This is a genomic window from Rhodoblastus sp. (assembly GCF_052145335.1).
In the GTDB taxonomy this organism is placed as follows: domain Bacteria; phylum Pseudomonadota; class Alphaproteobacteria; order Rhizobiales; family Beijerinckiaceae; genus Rhodoblastus.
Genome location: NZ_JBKQOU010000063.1, coordinates 1 through 19,670, shown reverse-complemented (window position 1 = coordinate 19,670; position 19,670 = coordinate 1). Strand labels below are relative to the sequence as shown.

General features: G+C 61.6%; 23 protein-coding genes and 1 tRNA gene. 20 read left to right on the top strand and 4 right to left on the bottom strand.

What is annotated here, in order from left to right; translation table 11 throughout:
- Positions 1–205: 205 nt before the first annotated feature.
- The 10 genes from scpB to ACLP2E_RS04215 all read left to right on the top strand — a co-directional run bounded on the left by scpB (position 206) and on the right by ACLP2E_RS04215 (position 7,593).
- Positions 206–976: a methylmalonyl-CoA decarboxylase gene (scpB, locus tag ACLP2E_RS04260; protein ID WP_442462701.1), complete on the top strand. Its 771-nt coding sequence runs from the start codon at positions 206–208 to the stop codon at positions 974–976.
- A gap of 74 nt (positions 977–1,050) precedes the next feature.
- Positions 1,051–1,755, top strand: a complete 705-nt coding sequence (gene folE, locus ACLP2E_RS04255; RefSeq protein WP_442462702.1) for a GTP cyclohydrolase I — start codon at positions 1,051–1,053, stop codon at positions 1,753–1,755.
- Positions 1,756–1,762: 7 nt separating this feature from the next.
- Positions 1,763–2,191 (top strand): BLUF domain-containing protein, encoded by a 429-nt coding sequence (locus tag ACLP2E_RS04250; protein ID WP_442462703.1) that lies wholly within the window; start codon positions 1,763–1,765, stop codon positions 2,189–2,191.
- 88 nt (positions 2,192–2,279) lie between these two features.
- Positions 2,280–2,942, top strand: a complete 663-nt coding sequence (locus tag ACLP2E_RS04245) for a cadmium resistance transporter (RefSeq protein WP_442465238.1) — start codon at positions 2,280–2,282, stop codon at positions 2,940–2,942.
- Between the two features lie 237 nt (positions 2,943–3,179).
- A complete protein-coding gene (locus ACLP2E_RS04240; RefSeq protein WP_442462705.1) occupies positions 3,180–3,479 on the top strand; it encodes an HdeA/HdeB family chaperone in 300 nt (99 codons plus the stop codon).
- 26 nt (positions 3,480–3,505) lie between these two features.
- Positions 3,506–3,799 carry an HdeA/HdeB family chaperone gene (locus tag ACLP2E_RS04235; RefSeq protein WP_442462706.1) on the top strand — a complete coding sequence of 98 codons (294 nt, stop codon included), beginning with the start codon at positions 3,506–3,508 and terminating at the stop codon, positions 3,797–3,799.
- A gap of 370 nt (positions 3,800–4,169) precedes the next feature.
- Positions 4,170–4,973 carry a DUF2092 domain-containing protein gene (locus ACLP2E_RS04230; protein ID WP_442465237.1) on the top strand — a complete coding sequence of 268 codons (804 nt, stop codon included), beginning with the start codon at positions 4,170–4,172 and terminating at the stop codon, positions 4,971–4,973.
- A 26-nt stretch (positions 4,974–4,999) separates the two neighbouring features.
- Positions 5,000–5,539: a hypothetical protein gene (locus ACLP2E_RS04225; protein ID WP_442462708.1), complete on the top strand. Its 540-nt coding sequence runs from the start codon at positions 5,000–5,002 to the stop codon at positions 5,537–5,539.
- Positions 5,540–5,647: 108 nt separating this feature from the next.
- Positions 5,648–6,121 carry a DUF992 domain-containing protein gene (locus tag ACLP2E_RS04220; protein ID WP_442462709.1) on the top strand — a complete coding sequence of 158 codons (474 nt, stop codon included), beginning with the start codon at positions 5,648–5,650 and terminating at the stop codon, positions 6,119–6,121.
- 257 nt (positions 6,122–6,378) lie between these two features.
- Positions 6,379–7,593: a patatin-like phospholipase family protein gene (locus ACLP2E_RS04215; protein WP_442465236.1), complete on the top strand. Its 1,215-nt coding sequence runs from the start codon at positions 6,379–6,381 to the stop codon at positions 7,591–7,593.
- Between the two features lie 540 nt (positions 7,594–8,133).
- On the opposite strand, the gene ACLP2E_RS04210 is transcribed toward ACLP2E_RS04215, so the two are convergent.
- Positions 8,134–8,631 (bottom strand): outer membrane protein assembly factor BamE, encoded by a 498-nt coding sequence (locus tag ACLP2E_RS04210; RefSeq protein ID WP_442465235.1) that lies wholly within the window; start codon positions 8,629–8,631, stop codon positions 8,134–8,136.
- A gap of 217 nt (positions 8,632–8,848) precedes the next feature.
- On the opposite strand from ACLP2E_RS04210, the gene ACLP2E_RS04205 reads away from it, so the two are divergent.
- The 8 genes from ACLP2E_RS04205 to ACLP2E_RS04170 all read left to right on the top strand — a co-directional run bounded on the left by ACLP2E_RS04205 (position 8,849) and on the right by ACLP2E_RS04170 (position 14,328).
- The gene (locus tag ACLP2E_RS04205; protein WP_442464221.1) at positions 8,849–9,367 is read left to right on the top strand and encodes a ubiquinol-cytochrome C chaperone family protein; all 519 of its coding nucleotides are present in this window, start codon (positions 8,849–8,851) and stop codon (positions 9,365–9,367) included.
- 47 nt (positions 9,368–9,414) lie between these two features.
- Positions 9,415–9,990: a YceD family protein gene (locus ACLP2E_RS04200; protein ID WP_442464220.1), complete on the top strand. Its 576-nt coding sequence runs from the start codon at positions 9,415–9,417 to the stop codon at positions 9,988–9,990.
- A 105-nt stretch (positions 9,991–10,095) separates the two neighbouring features.
- Positions 10,096–11,187, top strand: coding sequence for a phosphate acyltransferase PlsX (gene plsX, locus ACLP2E_RS04195; RefSeq protein ID WP_442464219.1), 1,092 nt, complete (start codon positions 10,096–10,098; stop codon positions 11,185–11,187).
- 76 nt (positions 11,188–11,263) lie between these two features.
- Positions 11,264–12,262, top strand: coding sequence for a beta-ketoacyl-ACP synthase III (locus ACLP2E_RS04190; RefSeq protein ID WP_442464218.1), 999 nt, complete (start codon positions 11,264–11,266; stop codon positions 12,260–12,262).
- Between the two features lie 365 nt (positions 12,263–12,627).
- On the top strand, positions 12,628–12,918 hold the full coding sequence (locus ACLP2E_RS04185; protein ID WP_442464224.1) for an integration host factor subunit alpha: 291 nt from the start codon (positions 12,628–12,630) through the stop codon (positions 12,916–12,918).
- A 167-nt stretch (positions 12,919–13,085) separates the two neighbouring features.
- Positions 13,086–13,616, top strand: a complete 531-nt coding sequence (locus tag ACLP2E_RS04180) for a MerR family transcriptional regulator (RefSeq protein WP_442464217.1) — start codon at positions 13,086–13,088, stop codon at positions 13,614–13,616.
- Between the two features lie 80 nt (positions 13,617–13,696).
- A tRNA-Pro gene (locus tag ACLP2E_RS04175) sits at positions 13,697–13,774 on the top strand.
- 116 nt (positions 13,775–13,890) lie between these two features.
- Positions 13,891–14,328, top strand: a complete 438-nt coding sequence (locus ACLP2E_RS04170) for a CoA-binding protein (protein WP_442465234.1) — start codon at positions 13,891–13,893, stop codon at positions 14,326–14,328.
- An 81-nt stretch (positions 14,329–14,409) separates the two neighbouring features.
- Here ACLP2E_RS04170 and ACLP2E_RS04165 read toward each other — a convergent pair whose 3' ends face one another.
- Both ACLP2E_RS04165 and malQ read right to left on the bottom strand, forming a co-directional pair.
- Positions 14,410–14,862 carry a host attachment protein gene (locus ACLP2E_RS04165; RefSeq protein ID WP_442464215.1) on the bottom strand — a complete coding sequence of 151 codons (453 nt, stop codon included), beginning with the start codon at positions 14,860–14,862 and terminating at the stop codon, positions 14,410–14,412.
- Positions 14,863–15,048: 186 nt separating this feature from the next.
- On the bottom strand, positions 15,049–17,052 hold the full coding sequence (gene malQ / locus ACLP2E_RS04160) for a 4-alpha-glucanotransferase (RefSeq protein WP_442465233.1): 2,004 nt from the start codon (positions 17,050–17,052) through the stop codon (positions 15,049–15,051).
- 153 nt (positions 17,053–17,205) lie between these two features.
- On the opposite strand from malQ, the gene ACLP2E_RS04155 reads away from it, so the two are divergent.
- Together ACLP2E_RS04155 and eutC are read left to right on the top strand one after the other, a co-directional pair.
- Positions 17,206–18,594 (top strand): ethanolamine ammonia-lyase subunit EutB, encoded by a 1,389-nt coding sequence (locus ACLP2E_RS04155; RefSeq protein WP_442464213.1) that lies wholly within the window; start codon positions 17,206–17,208, stop codon positions 18,592–18,594.
- Positions 18,591–19,355, top strand: coding sequence for an ethanolamine ammonia-lyase subunit EutC (gene eutC, locus ACLP2E_RS04150; protein WP_442464212.1), 765 nt, complete (start codon positions 18,591–18,593; stop codon positions 19,353–19,355). The genes ACLP2E_RS04155 and eutC overlap by 4 nt, the downstream gene beginning before the upstream one ends.
- A gap of 54 nt (positions 19,356–19,409) precedes the next feature.
- Here the strand turns inward: eutC and ACLP2E_RS04145 are convergent.
- Positions 19,410–19,670, bottom strand: a 261-nt coding sequence (locus ACLP2E_RS04145) for a hypothetical protein (protein ID WP_442465232.1), incomplete at its 5' end; no start/stop codon positions are given.

The following is a 19,670-nucleotide window of genomic DNA, read 5'->3' as shown; positions in this document are numbered from 1 at the left end:
CTTTATGCGCCCTTTTTGACAGATTGGTGAACGTTATTTTTCGTCAAACGGCGGCGACGGAAGTTTTTTCGCCTTTCTTTTCGAGCATTTATTCCCGGCTCCCGCCCGTTATCGGACTTTCATCCTTCGCCCCTATCTGTGTCCGCCGGAGCGGAGCGGAAGCGCAGATTCGAGGCGACTCCAATAGCATTCCAAGGTGAAAAAAATGTCCTTGATTCAAGTCAGTTTGAACGAGCATATCGGGGTCATCGCCTTCGATCACGACGACAAGCGCAATGCGCTCAGCGCCGAGCTGATCGCGGAGACGCTCGAGACCCTTGATCGTTTCAAGGCTGAGCGCGCGCGCGTCGTGATCCTGCGCGCGATCAAGGGCTCCAATGTCTGGTCGTCCGGCCATTCGGTCGATGAGTTGCCCAAGGCCGATATCGATCCGCTTCCCTACGACGATCCCCTGGAACAATTGTTGCGCGCGGTAAAACGCTTTCCCGCCCCCGTCATCGCCATGGTTCACGGCTCGGTCTGGGGCGGCGCCTGCGACCTCATCATGGCCTGCGATCTGGTCATCGCCGACGAAACCAGTTCGTTCGCCATCACGCCGGCGAAAATAGGCCTGCCTTACAATTCGGTGGGTATTCTGAATTTCATGAGCCGGCTTCCGCTTGCTGTCGTCAAGGAGATGTTTTTTACCGCCCAGCCGATCGGGGCGGATCGCGCGGAAAGGGTTGGCATCGTCAACAGGCTGACATCGACCGCCGCGCTCGAAACCGAGGTGTGGGAGATGGCCAGAACCATCGCCTCGCGCTCGCCGGCGGCGATCGCCGCCTTCAAGGAAGCCATGCGCGCCCTGGCCGGGGCCGTTCCGATCGACCCGGAGAAATATGAATATCTCCAGGGCCTGCGGCGCAATGTTTATTTCGGGCCGGATTACCGCGAAGGCATAGCCGCCTTTCTCGAAAAGCGGCCTGCGAAATTCTGAAAGCGCCGGGAACCTGAAAGCAACGGATTCGTGATAAAGAGGGCGTCCTGCCGCGAACTCACAGGAATGCGCAATTGAAACCTGACGATCCCCCGGCGTCCGACGAGCCTGTTTCCGCCCGTGTGCGGCGGCGGATTATCGCAGCCCGGAAAAGATTCAACGCCAACGACAATATTTCGGCCTTCATCCAGCCGGGCGAACTGGAGGCGCTGCTCGACGAGGTGGAAGGCAAATTCAAGGGGGTTCTGGAGAGCCTGGTGATCGACACCGAAAGCGATCACAACACTCAGGAGACGGCGCGCCGGGTGGCCCGTATGTACCTGACGGAAGTTTTTCGCGGGCGCTATGTCGCGGCGCCCGAGGTCACCGAATTCCCCAACGCCGAATTGCTCAACGAACTGATGATCGTCGGTCCGATCACGGTGCGCAGCGCCTGCAGCCATCATTTCTGCCCGATCATCGGCAGGCTGTGGATCGGGCTGATGCCCAACGAGCACTCCAACCTTATCGGCCTGTCGAAATATACCCGCCTCGCCGAATGGGTGATGTCGCGCCCGCAGATCCAGGAGGAGGCCATCGCCCAGATGGCCAATGTGCTGATGGACAAGGTGCAGCCCGACGGCCTGGCCGTGGTGATGGAAGCCGACCATTTCTGCATGCAATGGCGGGGGGTGAAGGACGATCGAAGCAAAATGCTTAACAGCGTCATGCGCGGATCCTTCCTCAAGGACCATACCCTGCGCGCCGAATTCCTGTCTTTGCTGAACCTGAAGCCGTGAGGGTCCGATGCTCGTCCGTTGTCTCTACGCCAGCCGCCCTTCCGCTTCTTGCGATGTCCGGGCGCTGGATCGCATCCTTCAGCAGGCGCGGAAGAACAATCCCGCACTGGGCCTGACCGGCCTGCTTTGCGTTTCCCATAATCTGTTCGTGCAGGTGCTGGAAGGCGGGCGCGACGAAGTCTGCGAGATCTACAACGCCATCGTTCGCGACGACCGCCACGAGCAGGTGCGGTTGCTGATCTTCGAAGAAATCAGCGAGCGGCGGTTCGGCAACTGGACGATGGGCCAGATCAATATCGACCGGCTCAATCCCTCGCTGCTGTTGAAATATTTCCGGCGGCCTGTACTTGATCCATTCGAATCTTCCGGCCGTGCGACCCTGGCGCTGCTCGACGAACTGGTGGCCACGGCGGCGATATCTCCGCGGTGCGAGTGAGCCTCGGCGCTGTTCAAACGCTGCGACGGCGCCAATGACAATCCAAAGAGAATCGTGCATAGGCTCTTCGGCCCCAGAGGATCGCGACTTGATCGATGCGAATTCCTATCCCTTTCTGATCGAGGCTTTGAGCGTCGGCGGTCTGGCGGCGCTTTCCTATGTCTCGACCAATTGCGACAACCTTCTCATCCTGTCGGCCTATTCGGTCAAGCCCGGCTATCGGACGCCGCTGGTCAGGCTGACCTTCATCTTCGTCTGCATGATAGTGCTGTTCGTCAGCTTGATGCTGGCCAGGGCGGCGGACAATAGTTTTCTCGCCAGACAGGTGCATTACCTCGGCGTAATCCCAGTGTCGCTCGGCGCGTGGCAGTTGTTGCAACTGGCTCTGGGCCGCGCCGGGGACGGAGAACCAGCCGAGGGAAAAACGCCGTCCCGGACCGGGCCCGCCATCTATTTCAGCTTCGCCTTGGTGCTTATGGCCAATAGTGGCGACTCCGTCGGCGTCATGACGCCGCTGCTCGCCGATCTTAAGCCGTCGCTGGTTCTGGCGAGCTTCGCCGCCGCCATGCTGGTGGCCATCGTCATGACCTGGTTCGCCAAATTGCTCGCCCATCATCCGGCGACCAGGAATCACGTCCAGAAAATAGCCAAATGGGCGCTGCCTTTCCTGCTGATCGGAATCGGCGTGATGATTCTCATCGACGAACCCGCAGACGTATTCATCGAATCCGGCTTTTTGCCTATCGCTTGAACCTTGGGCTGCGCCTCGGAGCGCTCATTCATCGAACCGACGCCGAGCGTGAATACGCCTATGCTCGCAAAGCAAGTTTCGGCCGGGCGCTCGTCCCCGCAACCATCGATAAATGGGCGGTCGCAGACGTGAAGGACGACTGGAAGTCATCTTCCCTTTCGAGAAAAGGTAAGTTATGAATCCCAGCCTTCCTGCTTTGTCCAAGCGAAGAACCTTTTTCAACCAAGGGGTATATCGATGAAGAAAACTGTAATCATGCTGGCTCTGGCGACGATGTTCGCGCCTTCCCTGAGCCAGGCGCAGGTCGAAATCGACATGGGCACCCTCACCTGCGGCGATTATCTGGCCATGTCCCCGGATATGGAAAAGGTGTTCTCGGCGTGGATGAGCGGCTGGTTCAACCAGAAGAAGGGCTATACCACCGTCGATCTCGACGCCTATGCCCGCAACGTCGCCAACGTGAAGAAATGGTGCGCGTCGAACCAGAAGTCTTCGGTGATGGGCGCCCTGCAGGCCGCCACCGGCGGCGCGAAGTGATTCATCAAGAGATTCGGAGAGATCGAATGAACCGCAAACTTCTCATTGCCGCCGCCCTTCTCGCGGCTTTCGCCGCCCAGCCCGCCTCGGCTCAGGTCCTTATAAATATGGACCAGATCACCTGCCAGGATTTCCTGAACGCGCCTCCCGAACGCCAGATCCTGATCGCCTCCTGGGTCGGTGGCTATTACAGCGGCTCCAAGAACCTCAATATGTTCCAGTCGATTTACGCCAAGCGCAACACGGACGTCATCTTCAAATATTGCGCCGAGCACAAGAAGGAAGGGTTCCTTGCTTCTTTCATGAAGGAAGCGCACTGATTTGAACGGCGCCGCGCAAGAACAGCGCGGCGCCTTTTTTTATGCGCTCAAGCGACCCGAAGCTGTTGCGTCCTTTTTTGACCGCCGCGCGACCTCGACCTCTCCATCCGACTTGTCTGACCTTTCTGTTCGTCCAGCCTTCTATTTGTCAATGACATCAAGCAAGGACTTCACGTTCCGTAGATGTTAAGCAAATTTCGTCGCCCGTCCCGCCTGAGACGGGGCGCAGAACCGATACCGCCTCCTGATTTGTTCGTTGGTCTATTCCGCAGCGAAAAGTTGACAGGGCAAGCTGCGGATGCATCGTCCCGCCCTCGACCCTCACGATCTCCGCCGCTTGCAACTTCTTCGCGGCAAACAGGGGAATCTAATGCTGAAATCCAAATCCGTATGGTTGTCGGCGCTGGCGCTTGTCGGCGTCTGCGCATTCGCGCCTGCTTATGCCGAGGAGCCCGCTGCTGCGGCGCCGGCCAAGACCGCAACCGTGGCCATCGACCCAAAAGCTCTGGCCCTGCTGAAGGACATGAGCGAAACCCTTGCCAAGGCTGGCACGGTTTCCTTCAATGTCCGCCGCGCCTTCGATGAGCCGGCCGCCAACGGCCAGCCGCTGTTTTACATGGTCTCTTCCGAAGTGACGCTGCAGCGTCCTGACAAGTTGAAGATCATCACCCCTGGCGACGGGCCCGCGTCCGAATTCTACTACGATGGCAAGGAAATGGCGGTGTTCCTGCCGGAAGCCAATCTCGTCGCCGTCGAGGCCGCACCCCCGAAACTTGACGACATGCTCGAAGCAGCCTTCACCAAGGCCGGGATTTATTTTCCCTTCGTCGATTTCATCGTCGCCGATCCCTATGCGGCGATCGCCGAAGGCCTGACTTCGGCCTTCGTGATGGGCAAGTCGAAAATCGTCGGCGGCGTGGAGACCGACATCGTCGCCATCGCCACCAAGGACATCCAGGCGCAGATCTGGATCGGCTCGGCCGATAAATTGCCGCGCCTGGTCTGGCTCAATCCGGCCCAGGGCGCGGAAAAGCCGCGCAGCATGATCGAATTTTCCAACTGGAAACTGGGAGCGCCGCTCTCCGCCGAATCCTTCCACTCCGAGGCCGCGGCCAAGGCGGGAAAGATGAAATTCGGCAAGCCGGCAGGCGTTGAAGAGCCCGCGAAACAGTGACCAGCAAGAGATCGAGGAAAAAGACCATGATCAAACGTCAATTTCTGGCTGTCGCTCTCGCGGCTTCGGCTCTGGCCATTAACCCGGCCTTCGCCTGGCGCGGCGGCGGGTTCGGCGGTTTCCACGGCGGCGGATTTGGGGGCGGCGGTTTCCACGCGGATAGCTTCCGCGGACCGATGGGCGGCGGAGGAGCCGTGGTTCACGGTCCGGATGGCGGCGCCGCGGGAGTCTATCGCGGGCCGGCCGGCGGTTGGCACGCGGGCGGAGTCGGCGGCTACGGCGGCACCTGGCACGCCGACGGCTATCACGCCGGCGGCTACTGGGGCGGCGCCTATCACGGCCCGGCGGTGGTCAACAGCTATTACGGCGGCGGCTGCTACGCTTGCGGCGCCGCGGTCGTCGGCGGCGTAGCTGCCTTGGCGATCGGCGCGAGCCTCGCCACGCTTCCGCCCGCCTGCGGCTATCGCGTCGTCGGCGGCGTCGGCTATTACGTATGCGGCGACCAGTGGCTGCAGCCGCAATACGGCTATGGCGGCGTCCATTATGTTGTGGTGCCGCCGCTTTGACCTTCGTTACGACGGACGATCCATCCGGCCGCCCGTCCATCGCTTAACGATCTTGGAACCGCCGATTGCAATCGGCAAACACTGCCAAGGGATTGAAGGAGTCAAACCATGTTCAAATCGCTCATTCTCGCATCCGCCGTTCTTGCTGCTGCGGTCGGCGTCCTTCCGGCTTCGGCGCAGGAATTTGTCAAGACCGGCGCTCTGGCTTGCGACGTTTCGGCGGGCGTCGGCCTGATCGTGGTGCAGAAACAGACCTTGCACTGTGTGTTCACTTCGACCAAAGGCGGCGCGCCCGACTTCTATAACGGCCGCATCGACGAGTTCGGCGTCGCTTTGGGCGAAGTCGCCCAGGGGCATCTGATCTGGGCGGTGTTCGCACCGGCTTCGGGCGTGCCCCATGGCGCACTCGCGGGAACTTATGCGGGCGTCGGCGCTGAAGCGGCTGTGGCCGTCGGCGGCGGAGCAAACGTGCTGGTCGGGGGCACCGGCCGCGCTTTCTCGCTGCAACCGGTATCGGTCGAAGGACAGGTCGGCGTCAATGTCGCGGCTGGCGTCACCACCGTGACGCTCATGCCCATGTAATGAGGCGCCCCTTCTGACGAAAGCGCCCGAATCGCTCACGATTCGGGCGCATTTGCTTTGCTTGCGCGCTTGCCGCAAGGGCCGCGCGGCTTATGGCAAATTTGTCGCAATCGCGCGGAAAATTCGGCGTCCGCGCCCCTGCGCGGGTCCAGTCTGTTGACCGCCATTGCGCTGAAACTTAAGGATTTGCTCTCTCTTTTTGTATTTATGTCGCCGCTTTCGCACGGTGCTTCGTTAGGATTGCAGGGTAATTCAGTATGAAAGTTGTTTTGCCTTCGCCCAAGCGTCTGTTTCTGGGCCTGCTCGCTCTCGCGACGCTGTCGGTGGCCGCCTGTTCGACCCTGGAGCGCAAGAGCGCCGTGCCGCCGGAGCTGCGGCGCTCCACCAGCGTTCTCGGCATCCCCAACGCCCGCTTCTTCAGGGACCAGCCCGAGCAGATGACGGCGGAGCAGAAAAAGCAGTTGCTCCGCGAGGCCAGATATCTCCACGTTCCGCCCGGCGGTGAAATGCCGACCGCCTATCTCTTGTCCTTGTCCGGCGGCGGCGACGATGGCGCGTTCGGCGCCGGCTTGCTGGTCGGATGGACGGCGCACGGCGACCGTCCCAAGTTCAAGCTCGTGACCGGCGTGAGCACCGGCGGCCTGATCTCGCCCTTCGCTTTCCTCGGCTCCGAATATGACGCGGCCCTTACCGACGTATTCACCAACATCGTCCAGTCCGACATTTTCACCAAGAGATTCGTCACTGCGGCCTTGACCGACGACGCCATGGCCGACACGGCGCCGCTTTACGGAACCATTTCCAAACATGTCGACGGGCATATGATGGCGCGGATCGCCGAGGAATACGGGAAGGGCCGCGTTCTGTTGATCCAGACGACCGATCTCGACGCTGGCTATCCCGTTATCTGGAACATCGGCGCCATCGCTGAAGTCGGCACGCCGGAAGCATTGAACCTGATTCGCCATATCATGCTGGCTTCGGCCTCCATCCCCGCCGCCTTTCCGCCGGTGATGTTCGATGTCGACGCCGGCGGCGGCGCCTATCAGGAGATGCATGTCGACGGCGGCGCCTCGAGCCAGGCGTTTCTCATCCCGACTTCGGTCGACCCGCGCATCGCGCGGGCCGAAGCGGGGCATCGGAGAAACACGGACGCCTTCATCATCCGAAATTCGCGCCTCACCACTGAGTGGACCGATACCGAACGGAGAACGCTGTCGGTGGCCGGCAAGGGCGTGACGACCATGATCAATTACAGCGGCATCAGCGATTTTTACCGGATGTATCTGGAAACCTTGCGCGCCAAGGCCGGCTTCAATCTCGCCTATATAGAGCCGGATTTTAAGGCCCCGCACCCGTCGGATTTCGACCAGCCCTACATGCGCGCGCTTTATCATTACGCCTATGAAAAGGCCGCCCATGGCTATCCCTGGATGCACGCGCCGCCGGGGTTCAAGCCGGGGGAAAATTGAACGGGGCGTCGCCGTGCGATAAGAATGCGGCGGCTATTTGGGATGTGTTTGCCGTCTGCGCCGCTCTCATCTGGCGCAGGAATCATTCCAACAACAGCGGCTTTCTTTCCCGATCTACGAAGGCGCAGCGGTCAAAATGCAATTCAGCAATCATCGCTGCGATTCGGCGGCAAGTTGCAGACCATCGTCTTCGCTCGGCCTTTGCGCCGAGTTTCCAAGCCGAAAAGTCGCCGGACAAATTGCGCGGACAGTCATGCCGCCCTTAAATGACGACCTGAGGCTCAAATGCGCGCTGCAATTTCCTATCTTTGCGATCGCCACGATTTAATCGGAGGATCAGGTCCACCATTTCGCCTGCGGGGCTTCACTTCCGATATCCGATAACGCGGACGCGAGAAGGGTAGGGGGCAACCAATCAGCCGATTCGGCAGCTAGAGCCTTTTCCGATCCGATTGAATCGGATCGGGGCTCTAGTTTTTTGTTTTTACGCGTTTTCTTCATGCGAACCGGTATCCACTTCGCGTGAAAACGCTCTAAGCCTCAGAACTTCATCTGGAAATTGCCGACCTGTTTCATCAACTGTTGCAGCAAGCGGTTTTCGCCGCCGCCGGTGACCGTGGTCCGCGACGAGAAGTCGACAACCTTGCCATCTTCCAGGCCGTAATTGGCGATTCGCGTGACTTTCTTCTGCTTGTCGAAATAGACCGCATAGACATGCTGGTCGGCGATGTGCGACGGCAGGAAGGGCGCGGGGCGTTCAACCCTCTGGCTGATGTAATACCAGGCGTCGCCGCCGACCGTCGACGTAGTGGAAGGGGATCCGAGTACGATCAGCACCTGTTCGGCGGCGGCGCCGACACGCACTTGCGACACGTTCTGCTCGTCGAAAATATATCCACGATGCACGACATTGTCGTCCATCATGCTGCAGGCGGAGAGCGGCGCAAGGGCCAATGCCGCCGCCAGGACGAGAATGCTTCCGCCGCCCATGGGGCGTGAGGCTTTCCGTCGAAGACGCGATTTCGCATTCGCCAGCATTTGTAATTCTCCGCTTTCCCGGCAAGATTGTCCTTGCATCCCGCCGCCGAGATGCCTAACCCCCAGTTGGAGCAAAAGCAAGGCCGTGGGAAATGCGGCGCCGGAAAAAGTGGAACGCCTGTTTTTTCGTTAAATGGCCTCGTTTTCGGGCCATCCTGCAGTTTCCTCGACGCCAGCGAGTGACGGCGGCCTCATCAAACGGTCGGGATCGGATGAGATGATTTTTGGCCTGTTCCGCAAGAAACCGCATGAAGAACTCGTCGGGCGCCTGCACGAAAAAATCGTGGCGCAATCGCGCCTGCCGGCTTTCTTCCTGCCGCCCTATGGCGTTCCCGACACATTGGTAGGCCGTTTCGAACTTCTGACGCTCAATGCTGGCCTGGCTTTGCGACGCCTGAATCTTCCCCCTGAACCGGGCCCGAAGATCGCTCAAGGCTTGTCCAATGCGATTTTTTCGCATTTCGACGACGCCTTGCGCGAAATCGGCGTTTCCGATGTCGGCGTGCCGAAAAAGATGAAAAAACTCGCGGGCGCCTTCATGGGACGCGGCGCCGCTTACGCCCAGGCGATGGGGCAGGGCGAGGCGGCGCTGGCCGCCGTACTGGCGCGCAATGTTCTCGCCGGGGCCGGCGACGGCGCCGCCCTGGCCCGCTACGCGGTCGCAGCGCAAAAACAGCTCGCCGATACGCCGCTGGAGGTGTTCTTGCACGGCGACGTTCCTTTTCCGCAACCCTGACCGGGGCTCCAACCGGGTTCCAACTTTTGGGAGAAATGGGGAAAGCCATGACCGAATCGAATTTTGACGGCGCTGCGGCGCCTTTTTCCCGCCCCGTGGCCGTCGATTCCATCGGCGAAAAGGGCCAGCGGCTGAAGTTTCAGGCCAGCGAAGCCGAATGCGCCGCGCTGGCGGAGCAGGACGGGCTGGTCGCGCTGCGCGATCTCGTCGTCGAGGCCGAAGTTTCCCGTCGTGGCCGCGAAGGGCTTTACGCAAGGGGACGGGTCACCGCCTTCGTCACCCAGAACTGCGTGGTGACCCTTGAGCCTTTCGAGGCCTCGATCGAAGAGCCGTTCGAGATCGAATTCGCGCCGCAAGCCGAGGCCGAGGCGGCTTATGCCAAGGCGATGGCGGAAATCGAGGCGGCTCGGGACAAGGCGGCGGCTTTGGCCGAACAAAAGGATCCCCCCGATCCGATCATTGACGGCAAGGTCGATTTCGGCGCGCTGGGCGCCGAATTCCTGGCGCTCGGCATCGATCCGCATCCCCGCAAGCCAGGCGCGAGTTTCCAGGAAATTGTCGATCCAACGGCCGAGGAAAAGCCCTCGCCGTTCGCCGCGCTGGCTAAAATCAAGAAGGACTGAGCGCCACCTTCTCTTATAGGGGCTTGCCAACGCGCGAGCAGAAGCTATTGTCGCGCGCCTGCCGGGGGGGTGGGCGCGGCGTCCGGAATCGGAGTGAAAGCGGGGATGGAAAAACCTGTGCGGATTGCGCTGGACGCCATGGGGGGCGATTTCGGCCCGTCGGTGGTGATCCCCGGCGCGAACCTGTTCCTGGAGCGACATTCCAACGTCGAATTCCTGATGTTCGGCGACCGCGAAAAAGTCTCGCCCTTTCTCGCCCAATATCCGTTGCTCGCCGAGAAGACGCTGCTGCGCCACACCGATGTCTCGGTCGGCATGGCCGACAAGCCAAGCCAGGCTTTGCGCTCCGGGCGGCGCAATTCGTCGATGTGGCTGTCGCTCGAGGCGGTGCGCTCGGGCCAGGCCGATTGCGCGGTTTCAGCCGGCAATACCGGCGCGCTGATGGCCATGTCGAAAATCTGCCTGCGCACCATGGCGCAGATCGACCGCCCGGCTCTGGCGGCGATCTGGCCGACCATGCGCGGGCGTTCGATCGTGCTCGACGTGGGCGCCACCATCGGGGCGGACGCCCAGCATTATGTGGACCTCGCCATCATGGGCGCGGCCATGGCCCGCAGCCTGTTCGAACTGGAGCGACCGACCGTCGGCCTGCTCAATATCGGCGTCGAGGAGGTCAAGGGCATCGAGGAGGTCAAGGCCGCCTCGCGGCTGCTTCAGGAGATCGATTCCCCGCTGCTCGACTATCGCGGCTTTGTCGAGGGGGACGATATCGGGCGCGGCTCGGTCGACGTGGTGGTGACCGAGGGGTTCACCGGCAATATCGCGCTGAAGACCGCCGAAGGCACCGCCAAGCAGATTGGCGCCTACCTACGCCAGGCGCTTTCCAAGAATTTGATGACCAAGCTCGGCGCCCTGATCGCCCGCTCGGCCTTCGCGGATCTCAAGGCCAAATTGTCGCCGCGCGAAATCTCGGGCGCGGTGCTGCTGGGCCTCGACGGCGTCGTCATCAAGGGCCATGGCGGCATCGACGCCGACGGCTTCTCAGGCGCCATTGAAATAGCCTATGGCATGGTCAGCCACGGCCTGCTCGAAAAAATCCGCGACATGATGAGCATCGCCAACGAACCGGTCGCCGCCGTGCTCGGCGTCGGATTCGACGCTGAGGAGGCCATCGAGCGGAAAGCCGATCCGGCATGAAACGAACATCGAAAAACGCTGGAAGAAAACCCTCAAGAAAACGCCCAAGAATTAGAAACGCCAAGGAACGCCTTAAGTGACGCAACAGAACAAGCGCCTGCGCTCAGTGGTGAAAGGCGTCGGTTCGGCTTTGCCGCAACGCTGCGTCAGCAACCGCGAACTGGAGCAAACCGTCGACACTTCCGACGAATGGATCGTGCAGCGCACCGGCATCAAGCAGCGCTATATCGCCGGCGAGGGCGAAACCACTTCGACCCTTGGCGCGGCGGCGGCGCGAGCCGCCCTGGCCAAGGCCGAATGCGCGGCGGAGGACATCGACCTCATCATCTGCGCCACTTCGACGCCGGATTACACTTTTCCGTCCTCAGCGACGATGATCCAGGCTGAACTTGGCATCACCAAGGGCGTCGCCTTCGACCTCCAGGCGGTCTGCGCCGGTTTTGTCTTCGCCGTCGCCACAGCCGACAAGTTCCTGATCTCCGGTTCGCATAAAAGGGCGCTGGTGATCGGCTCCGAGACTTTTTCGCGCATTCTGGACTGGCAGGATCGCACCACCTGTGTGCTGTTCGGCGACGGCGCCGGGGCCATTGTGCTGGAAGCGCAAGAGTCCGAAGCGCCCGAAGGCTCCGAATCCGACCGGGGCGTCCTTACCAGTCATTTGCGCTCGGACGGTCGTCATCGCGCCAAGCTTTATGTCGACGGGGGCCCCTCGACGACGCAAACCGCCGGCCATTTGCGGATGGAGGGCAAGGAAGTTTTTCGCTTCGCCGTCGGCCATGTGACCGATGTGATGCGGGACGCCTTCGCCGCGACGGGCGTTACGGCCGATGATCTCGACTGGTTCGTGCCGCATCAGGCCAATCGGCGAATCATCGACGCCTCGGCGCAAAAGCTGGGCATTGCGCCTGAAAAAGTCGTCACCACCGTGCAATATCACGGCAATACATCCGCGGCCTCGATACCTCTCGCTTTGGCCGTCGCCTGCGAAGACGGGCGAATCAAACGCGGCGATCTAGTGATGATCGAAGCTATAGGCGGTGGGTTTACTTGGGGAGCAGCAATTATCAGATGGTAAATTATCATTTTGAATCAACGCGCGAGGGCGTGCTGTAGTCATCGTATATTGCTCGCTCGCCTGCCTCTGGAATGGCAAGCAGGCGAGGCGCCTCCGTACTTTCCGCAATCGGCGGATTTCCGTTCGATTTCCGTGATTTCAGTATTATAAATACTGCGGTCAGGCTTGAGACGGGGGAGCTGAGTCTTCGCTGTGAAGAAGTTTGTGGCAAATTGTCTCCGGGGGGCGACGACATGACAACTGAGGCTATTACTTCGAATTTTGAGAAGTCTGTTTTTTCACGTAAAGGCAATAGCGCATCGGCGCGCAAGGGCGATAAAGCCGCTCAAGGCGCTCTCGACGACACCCACGGCCTCCGCAGCACGGTGACCAGATCTGATCTCGCCGAGGCGATTTTCCGTCGGGTTGGCCTCTCTCGCCTCGAATCGGCTCATCTGGTCGAAGCGGTGATAGAAGAAGTCAGCGGCGCCATTTTGCGTGGCGAGAATGTGAAATTGTCGAGCTTCGGCACTTTCATGCAGCGTTCGAAACGCGAACGGGTCGGCCGCAATCCGAAAACCGGCGTCGAGGCGACCATCTCGCCCCGCAAGGTGCTGATTTTCAAGGCCTCGCACATCATGCGCGATCGGATTAACAACGGTCGGAACGACGGCTGAACTTTGGGCGACGCGTCCCGCTTTTCGCGCGCCAAAGGGACGCGGCGTGGCGCTTTTTCCGATTGGAAGTCGTAAAAGGGTCTGGACAAGACCCTTTTTTTTGGCCGAAAATCACCGTTACGGCTTAGAATGGCGCAGGACGACGGCGGGAGCGAGCTAATCGCGCGATGGAAAAAACGCAGGACGCTTTTCGCACCATCGGGGAAGTCGCGGAAGAACTCGATCTTCCACAGCATGTCCTGCGTTTCTGGGAAACCAAATTCACACAAATCAAGCCGGTGAAACGAGTCGGCGGCCGGCGCTATTACCGGCCGGACGATGTGCATCTCGTCGCGGCGATTCGCATCCTGCTGCATAACGAAGGCTATACGATCAAGGGCGTGCAGCGCATTCTTCGCGAGCAGGGCGCTCGCGCCGTGGTGGCGGCGTCACGCGGCGACGGGCGCAGTACGCAGGGGGCGCCCCTCGGCTCAGGGATGGCGGCGCTCGCTCCACTACGCGAAAATCCTGCGGATCTTTTCACGCCGCTTGAGGCGACTGACGACGACGCGTCCGTGGCTGCCGAGGCGATGAGAATGGAGCGGAGCGATTCGATTGGCGGCACTTTTCTCTCCTCGCAGGACCGTCATCGCATGGAGGGTATTCTCGCCGAATTGGGAGAATGCGTGCGGCTGCTCGACGAGGCGCGGCGCAAATGAAAGCTTAAGGAATTTAGTCCTGTCGATTTTTCTCGCTCGCCGTTGCCAGCCTGCAAAGCCTTGTCTATAAGGCGGACAGTCGGAGTGTAGCGCAGCCCGGTTAGCGCACTAGTCTGGGGGACTAGGGGTCGTGGGTTCGAATCCCGCCACTCCGACCATCTAACTTCCTGAAATTGATCGATGCTTTGGCGCCACTTATGCGCAGCGCCGAACTGGCCGAGCTTGAGCGGCTTTCCGCCGCCTAGAAATCGAAATTGCGGTTGGACGGTTAAAGTTGACGAAAGATCTCCGCTATCCCGACGCGCTGATCGCTGATGTGCTGCGTTCGGTGAAAACCATCGCGCTGGTCGGCGCCAGCCCCAAGCCGGACCGTCCCAGCCATGAAGTGATGAAATTCCTTCAGGCGCTGAATTATCGTGTCATTCCAGTCAACCCGGGTCTCGCCGGTCAGGTCGTGCTCGGCGAGATGGCGCGCGAATCCCTTTTGGCCATCGGCGAGCCTGTCGACATGGTCGATATTTTTCGCCGGCCGGAGGCTGTCGCGCCGATAGTCGATCAGGCCATCGCGATCAAGGCCAAGGTAGTGTGGATGCAACTGGGCGTACGCGACGATGCCGCTGCGGCCAAAGCGCAGGCGGCCGGCCTGATCGTGATCATGGATCGCTGCCCGAAAATCGAAACGGCGCGGCTGACGGCGGCGGGTCTGCTCTAAGCCTGCCGCGGCACGGCGTCACGCGACGTTCGAAAGCGCGCAAAAAAGGCGGCGCTCCTCTGCGCCGCCCGAAAAACCCGCTTAGCCCGCGAGAACGTGCTTTTCGATTTCCCACACCGGCATTTTGGTGAAATCCTTGTCGATTTCGCCGATGATCTTGGCTTTCACATCGGGGTGCAGCACCCGCCGCAATTCCGCCAGCGTCCTCGCCGGGGCGGCGATCACCAGCGCGGGGGCAGCGCGCTCTCGGACCACGGCCTCCAGCGCCACGGCGGCGCGTTGCGCGAAACGGGTTTCTTCGAGTTCATGCCAATCCGTCGACTCGACCGCGCTGCGTCCGTTGGAATGGGCGCCCTGGAAGGCGCGTCCCGGCCGGTCCGACCCCTGTTCGTGGGTGAGCGGATTCTCTTCGGCCATGACGTTCACGGTGATGAAATTGGCGAATTTCTCGTCTCCCTCGTTGCGAAGAAAAAGGGCTTTGCGGCCGTCGCCAACAAAGACGAAACCGTCGTGCGGAACTGCAAGTTTATTCACGATAAAACTCCCGATGTTCGGGCGGCTCGCCGTTTTTTCGCGGCGCCGTCAATTGTTTCGCGCGCAATGTCTCCCACGCGCCTTGGGCCGGCGTCGATGCGCCCTAGCGCTTCCGTTCCCTCCCTGAGCTTAAAAAATAGGGCGCATGTCACGTAAGCGCCATGATCCGCGTCAAGGAAGCCGCTTTTATGTCGAACTTGTGAAGGGGCGCAGCCTCTGCCGGGCGCGCTCATCGTCGAGCAGGCGCCCGGCTTCGCCATCGAGCCTGTGCCGCCAATTGGGCTTTCCCTCCGTCGTGCCGGGAACGTTGGGCTGGACGTCGCTGGCGAGGACGTCCTCGATGGCGACGATTTTCAGCGCGCAGGGCGTTTGCGCGATATAGCCGATCGCCGCGTCGACCGCGGGCCAGGAATCCCATCGCGCCGGGCGGTCGCCGTGGACCAGGCCGCTGGCGCGGAAGGCGTCCCAAAGAATGCCGCGCTCCCCGTCGCGCGCCGCCGGGTCGTCGAGATCGGCGCCTTTCCACCAGCCCGACGTGGCGATCATGTCGTGGGTGGTGGTCAAGGCGACGGCGTCGCGCGACCATTCCCGCGGCGGCGTGTAGCCGTTGTCATGGCGTTCGAAGCGCAGCACCCGCATGCCGTAGACGCCCTCGCGCCCCAGAAAATCGCGATAGCCCCAAGGCGTGGTGCCGAGATCCTCGCCGATGACGATCGCCTTGTGGCGCCAGGATTCGAGCGCGATCAGGCGGAACAGATCCTCCTGCGGGAGGGCGACATAGGCGCCCTCCAAGGCGCTGCGTCCCTCGGGGATCAGCCACAACCGGCTCATGCCCATGACATGATCGATGCGCAAGCCGCCGGAATGGCGGAGGCTCGCACGCAAAGTCTCGATGAAGGGCGCGAAGCCGCCGGTTTGCAGGCCGCGTGGCGACAGCGCCGCCAGCCCCCAGTTCTGGCCCTCGGCGGCGTAATAATCCGGTGGGGCGCCGATGGTGAGCCCGGACAATATGTCAGCTGGGCGCGACCAGGAATGGCTGCCGTCAGGATCCGTGCCGATGGCGAGATCGGCGATGAGCCCGACCTTCATTCCGGCCTCGCGGCAGATTTTTTGCGCGGCGCCGAAGCTCTTGCCGGTCAGCCATTGCAAGAAAATCTGGAAATCGACTTTTTCCGCATGTTTTTGAGCGAAGGCCGCGACTTCGGCGCTGGCGGGGTCGCGCAACTCCGCCGGCCAGTCACGCCAGCGCCAGATTTTTTGCTCTCGCCAGAATTTCTGGTGCAGGATTTCGAAGAGGGCGTGGTCGCGCAGAAAAAGGGGGGCGTTACGCCGGAATTCGACGAATTCGCCGTTTTCCGCCGAATCTCGGAATATTTCGAACAAGCACTGCAAAAAATGCAGCCGCGCAGGCGTCGCCGCCAGCCAGTCAACCTGCGGCAGAGCGGAAAGCCGCGCCATTTCGGGCGCGAGCGCCGCATTTTCGATCGCCTGCGCGATGGTCGTCGCCGGCAGGACGCAAGCCGGATCGGCGTGCAGCGGATTATAAAACAGCCGCGTCGAGGGGGAATAGGGGCTGAAGCGCGAGGGATCGGCTCCGAACAGCGCATGCACGGGGCTGATCGCCAGCACATCCGCGCCAAGACCGGCCGCGGCGCGACCCAGGGCGGCGATACCGCCGAAATTGCCGATGCCGCCATCGCCGCGACTGCGCAGCGAATAGATCTGCGCCGCCAAGCCAAAGCCCGATCCGCCCTTCAGGTCGGCGAACGTCGTGCAGCGTTGCGGAGCCGTGGCGATGGTGAAGTCGCCGGAGGGAAGATGCGCAACGTGATAGCCCGGCTGGTCGAAAGCGGGCAGCAGCAGCGCGTCGGGCAAGCTTTGGAGCGGCGCGACGAGTATTTCTTCGCCGCCTTCCAGCGTGACTGCGATTTTACCCGCGTCGCATGCGCCGGGCAGACGGAAAGGCTCGCCGATGCCCGCGGTGATCAAGGGCGCGCCGTTCCGACCGCCCTTTTCCAGCAAAGCGAAGGAATCGCGGATTTCGCCGCCAGTTGCGGCGGGCAGGCCGAGCGCGGCGAGGATTTCACGCAGGGATTCCACGGAGACGGCGCGCTCGCTTCCCGCCTGGTCCCTCCACAAGGGAGAAACGCCAGCCTTTTGCGCCAATTGCCGCAGGTTTTCATCGGTCATGCCCAATTCCATTTTGCCGCCTGTCGAGGGCGGCGGAGAATGTCATAGTTTTCCGCGCCGGTCAGCCGGGGAGGGCGGCTTGTTCGAGCATAAAGAAGGGCCTAGCCTGCAATAGCCAGCGCCCTGGCGGCGAATGGTCCAGTCGGAGAACCCATGTCTTATTCCGGCCTGTGCGGCGGCGAGAATTTCGTCTTCGACGATCTGAAAAAGCTGCTGGCGGCGGCCTCGCCGCTGCGCTCCGGCGACGAACTCGCCGCAATCGCCGCGCCGAGCGCCGCAGCCCGCATTGGCGCCCGGAGAATCCTCGCCGATGTGCCGCTCAAAACCTTCCTGCAGGAGGCGCTCGTTCCCTATGAGGACGACGAAGTGACGCGACTGATCCTCGACAGCCACGACCCACAGGCCTTCGCGCCCGTCGCCGCAATGACAGTCGGCGAATTGCGCGACCATCTGCTGTCCTACGAGGTCGATTCCGCCGCATTGAAAGCGCTGGCGCCGGGGCTGACGCCGGAAATGGCCGCGGCGGTGAGCAAATTGATGCGCAACCAGGACCTGATCGCCGTGTCGCGCAAGTGCCGCATCGTCACCGCCTTCCGCAGCACCATCGGCCTTGAAGGGCGCCTGTCCACGCGGTTGCAGCCCAATCATCCCGCCGACGATTTGAAAGGCATTGCCGCGGCGACGCTCGACGGTCTCGCCCACGGCGCCGGCGATGCGGTGATCGGCGTCAATCCCGCCTCCGACAATGTGCGGAACGCCATTAGCCTGATCGAGATGCTGGACGAAATCCGCCAGCGTTACGCTATTCCGACCCAGACCTGCGTCCTTACGCACATCACCAACGCCTTGGAGATTTTTTCACTGGGCGCGCCGGTCGACCTGGTGTTCCAGTCGGTGGCGGGCAGCGAGGCGGCGAACAGGAATTTCGGCGTCGATCTCGCCTTGCTCGACGAGGCTCACGCCGCCGCGCTGTCGCTGGGGCGCGGGACGGTCGGGCAAAACGTCATGTATTTCGAGACGGGGCAGGGCTCGGCCCTGTCGGCCGAAGCCCATCATGGCGTCGACCAGCAGACCATGGAGGCGCGCGCCTATGCCGTGGCGCGGCGCTACCAGCCGCTGCTGGTCAATACGGTGGTCGGCTTCATCGGCCCGGAATATCTCTATGACGGCAAGCAGATTCTCCGCGCGGCGCTTGAGGACCTGTTTTGCGGAAAACTGCTTGGCCTGCCGATGGGCTGCGACGCCTGCTACACCAACCACGCCGAGGCCGATTCCGACGACATGGACACGCTCATGGTGCTCTTGGCGGCGGCCAACTGCGCCTTTCTCATCACCGTGCCGGGGGCGGACGACATCATGCTCAATTACCAGAGCCTGTCCTTCCATGACGCGTTGTTCCTGCGCTCGACTTTCGGGCTGAAGCCGGCGCCGGAATTTTGCGACTGGCTGGCGCGAATGGGTCTCCTGACGCCGCAAGGCCGTATCGCCGATGTGCATCGCTCCGGCTTCGGCGGCTTGGGAATTCTGGGGATTTCAGCGTGAGCGGCGACGGCAGGATTGCCCCCGCCGACCCCTATGCGGCCCTGCGCGCCGCCACGCCGGCGCGGATCGGGCTGGGACGCAGCGGCGATTCTCTTCCGACGCAGGCGCTGCTCGATTTTCAACTCGCCCACGCTCGCGCCCGCGACGCCGTGCACGGCGTGCTGGATGCGCGGGCTCTGGCGGAGGCGCTGGCGCCCTTGCCGACGGTCCTCGTGCAATCGCAGGTCGCCGACCACTCGACCTATTTGCGCCGGCCCGATCTCGGGCGGAAGCTGAACGCGGAATCGCGGCGGGCGCTGGCGGCTTTGGCAGGCGAGCCCGACGTGGTCTTCGTCGTCGCCGACGGCCTTTCCGCTGGCGCGGCGCAGGCGCAGGCCGCGACGCTGATCGCCGCCTGCCTGCCGGGGTTGCGGGATTTGAAGATCGGGCCGGTGGCCATCGCGACTTACGCGCGCGTGGCGCTTGGCGACGAGATCGGCGCCTGTCTCGGCGGAAAACTTTGCGTGGTGCTGGTCGGCGAGCGGCCGGGGCTCAGCGTCGCCGATAGTCTCGGCGTCTACATGACCTTCGATCCGCGCATGGGACGGCGCGACAGCGAGCGAAATTGTATCTCCAATATTCACGACCAGGGCGGCCTGACCATTCCTCAGGCGGCCGACAAGCTGGTGTGGATTCTTCGCGAGGCGATGAGCCGAGGGCTGACCGGGGTGGAGTTGAAAGACGAAAGTCCGCAAATCGTTCTGGCGCCGCCGCGCTCCTGACAGCGCAACGCCCATGCCCGCACAGGCGCGCCAGCCGCTGTGATTAGAGCGTTTTCAAGCGAAGTGGATACCGGTTCGCATGAAGAAAACGCGTAAAAACAAAAAACTAGAGCCCCGATCTGATTCAATCGGATCGGAAAAGGCTCTAGTAACAATTTGGATCCAAGCATGCGTTAAGGGAAGTGACACTACCCGATCCGCATTCCGGTTGTCCGCAAATAACGTTTCTTTCGGAGCCGTCCGGCTCATGGAAATAGGACTTGACCCTGTGCGATGTGTTATTGTGATGACTGCATCCAGAATCATCTTTATTAT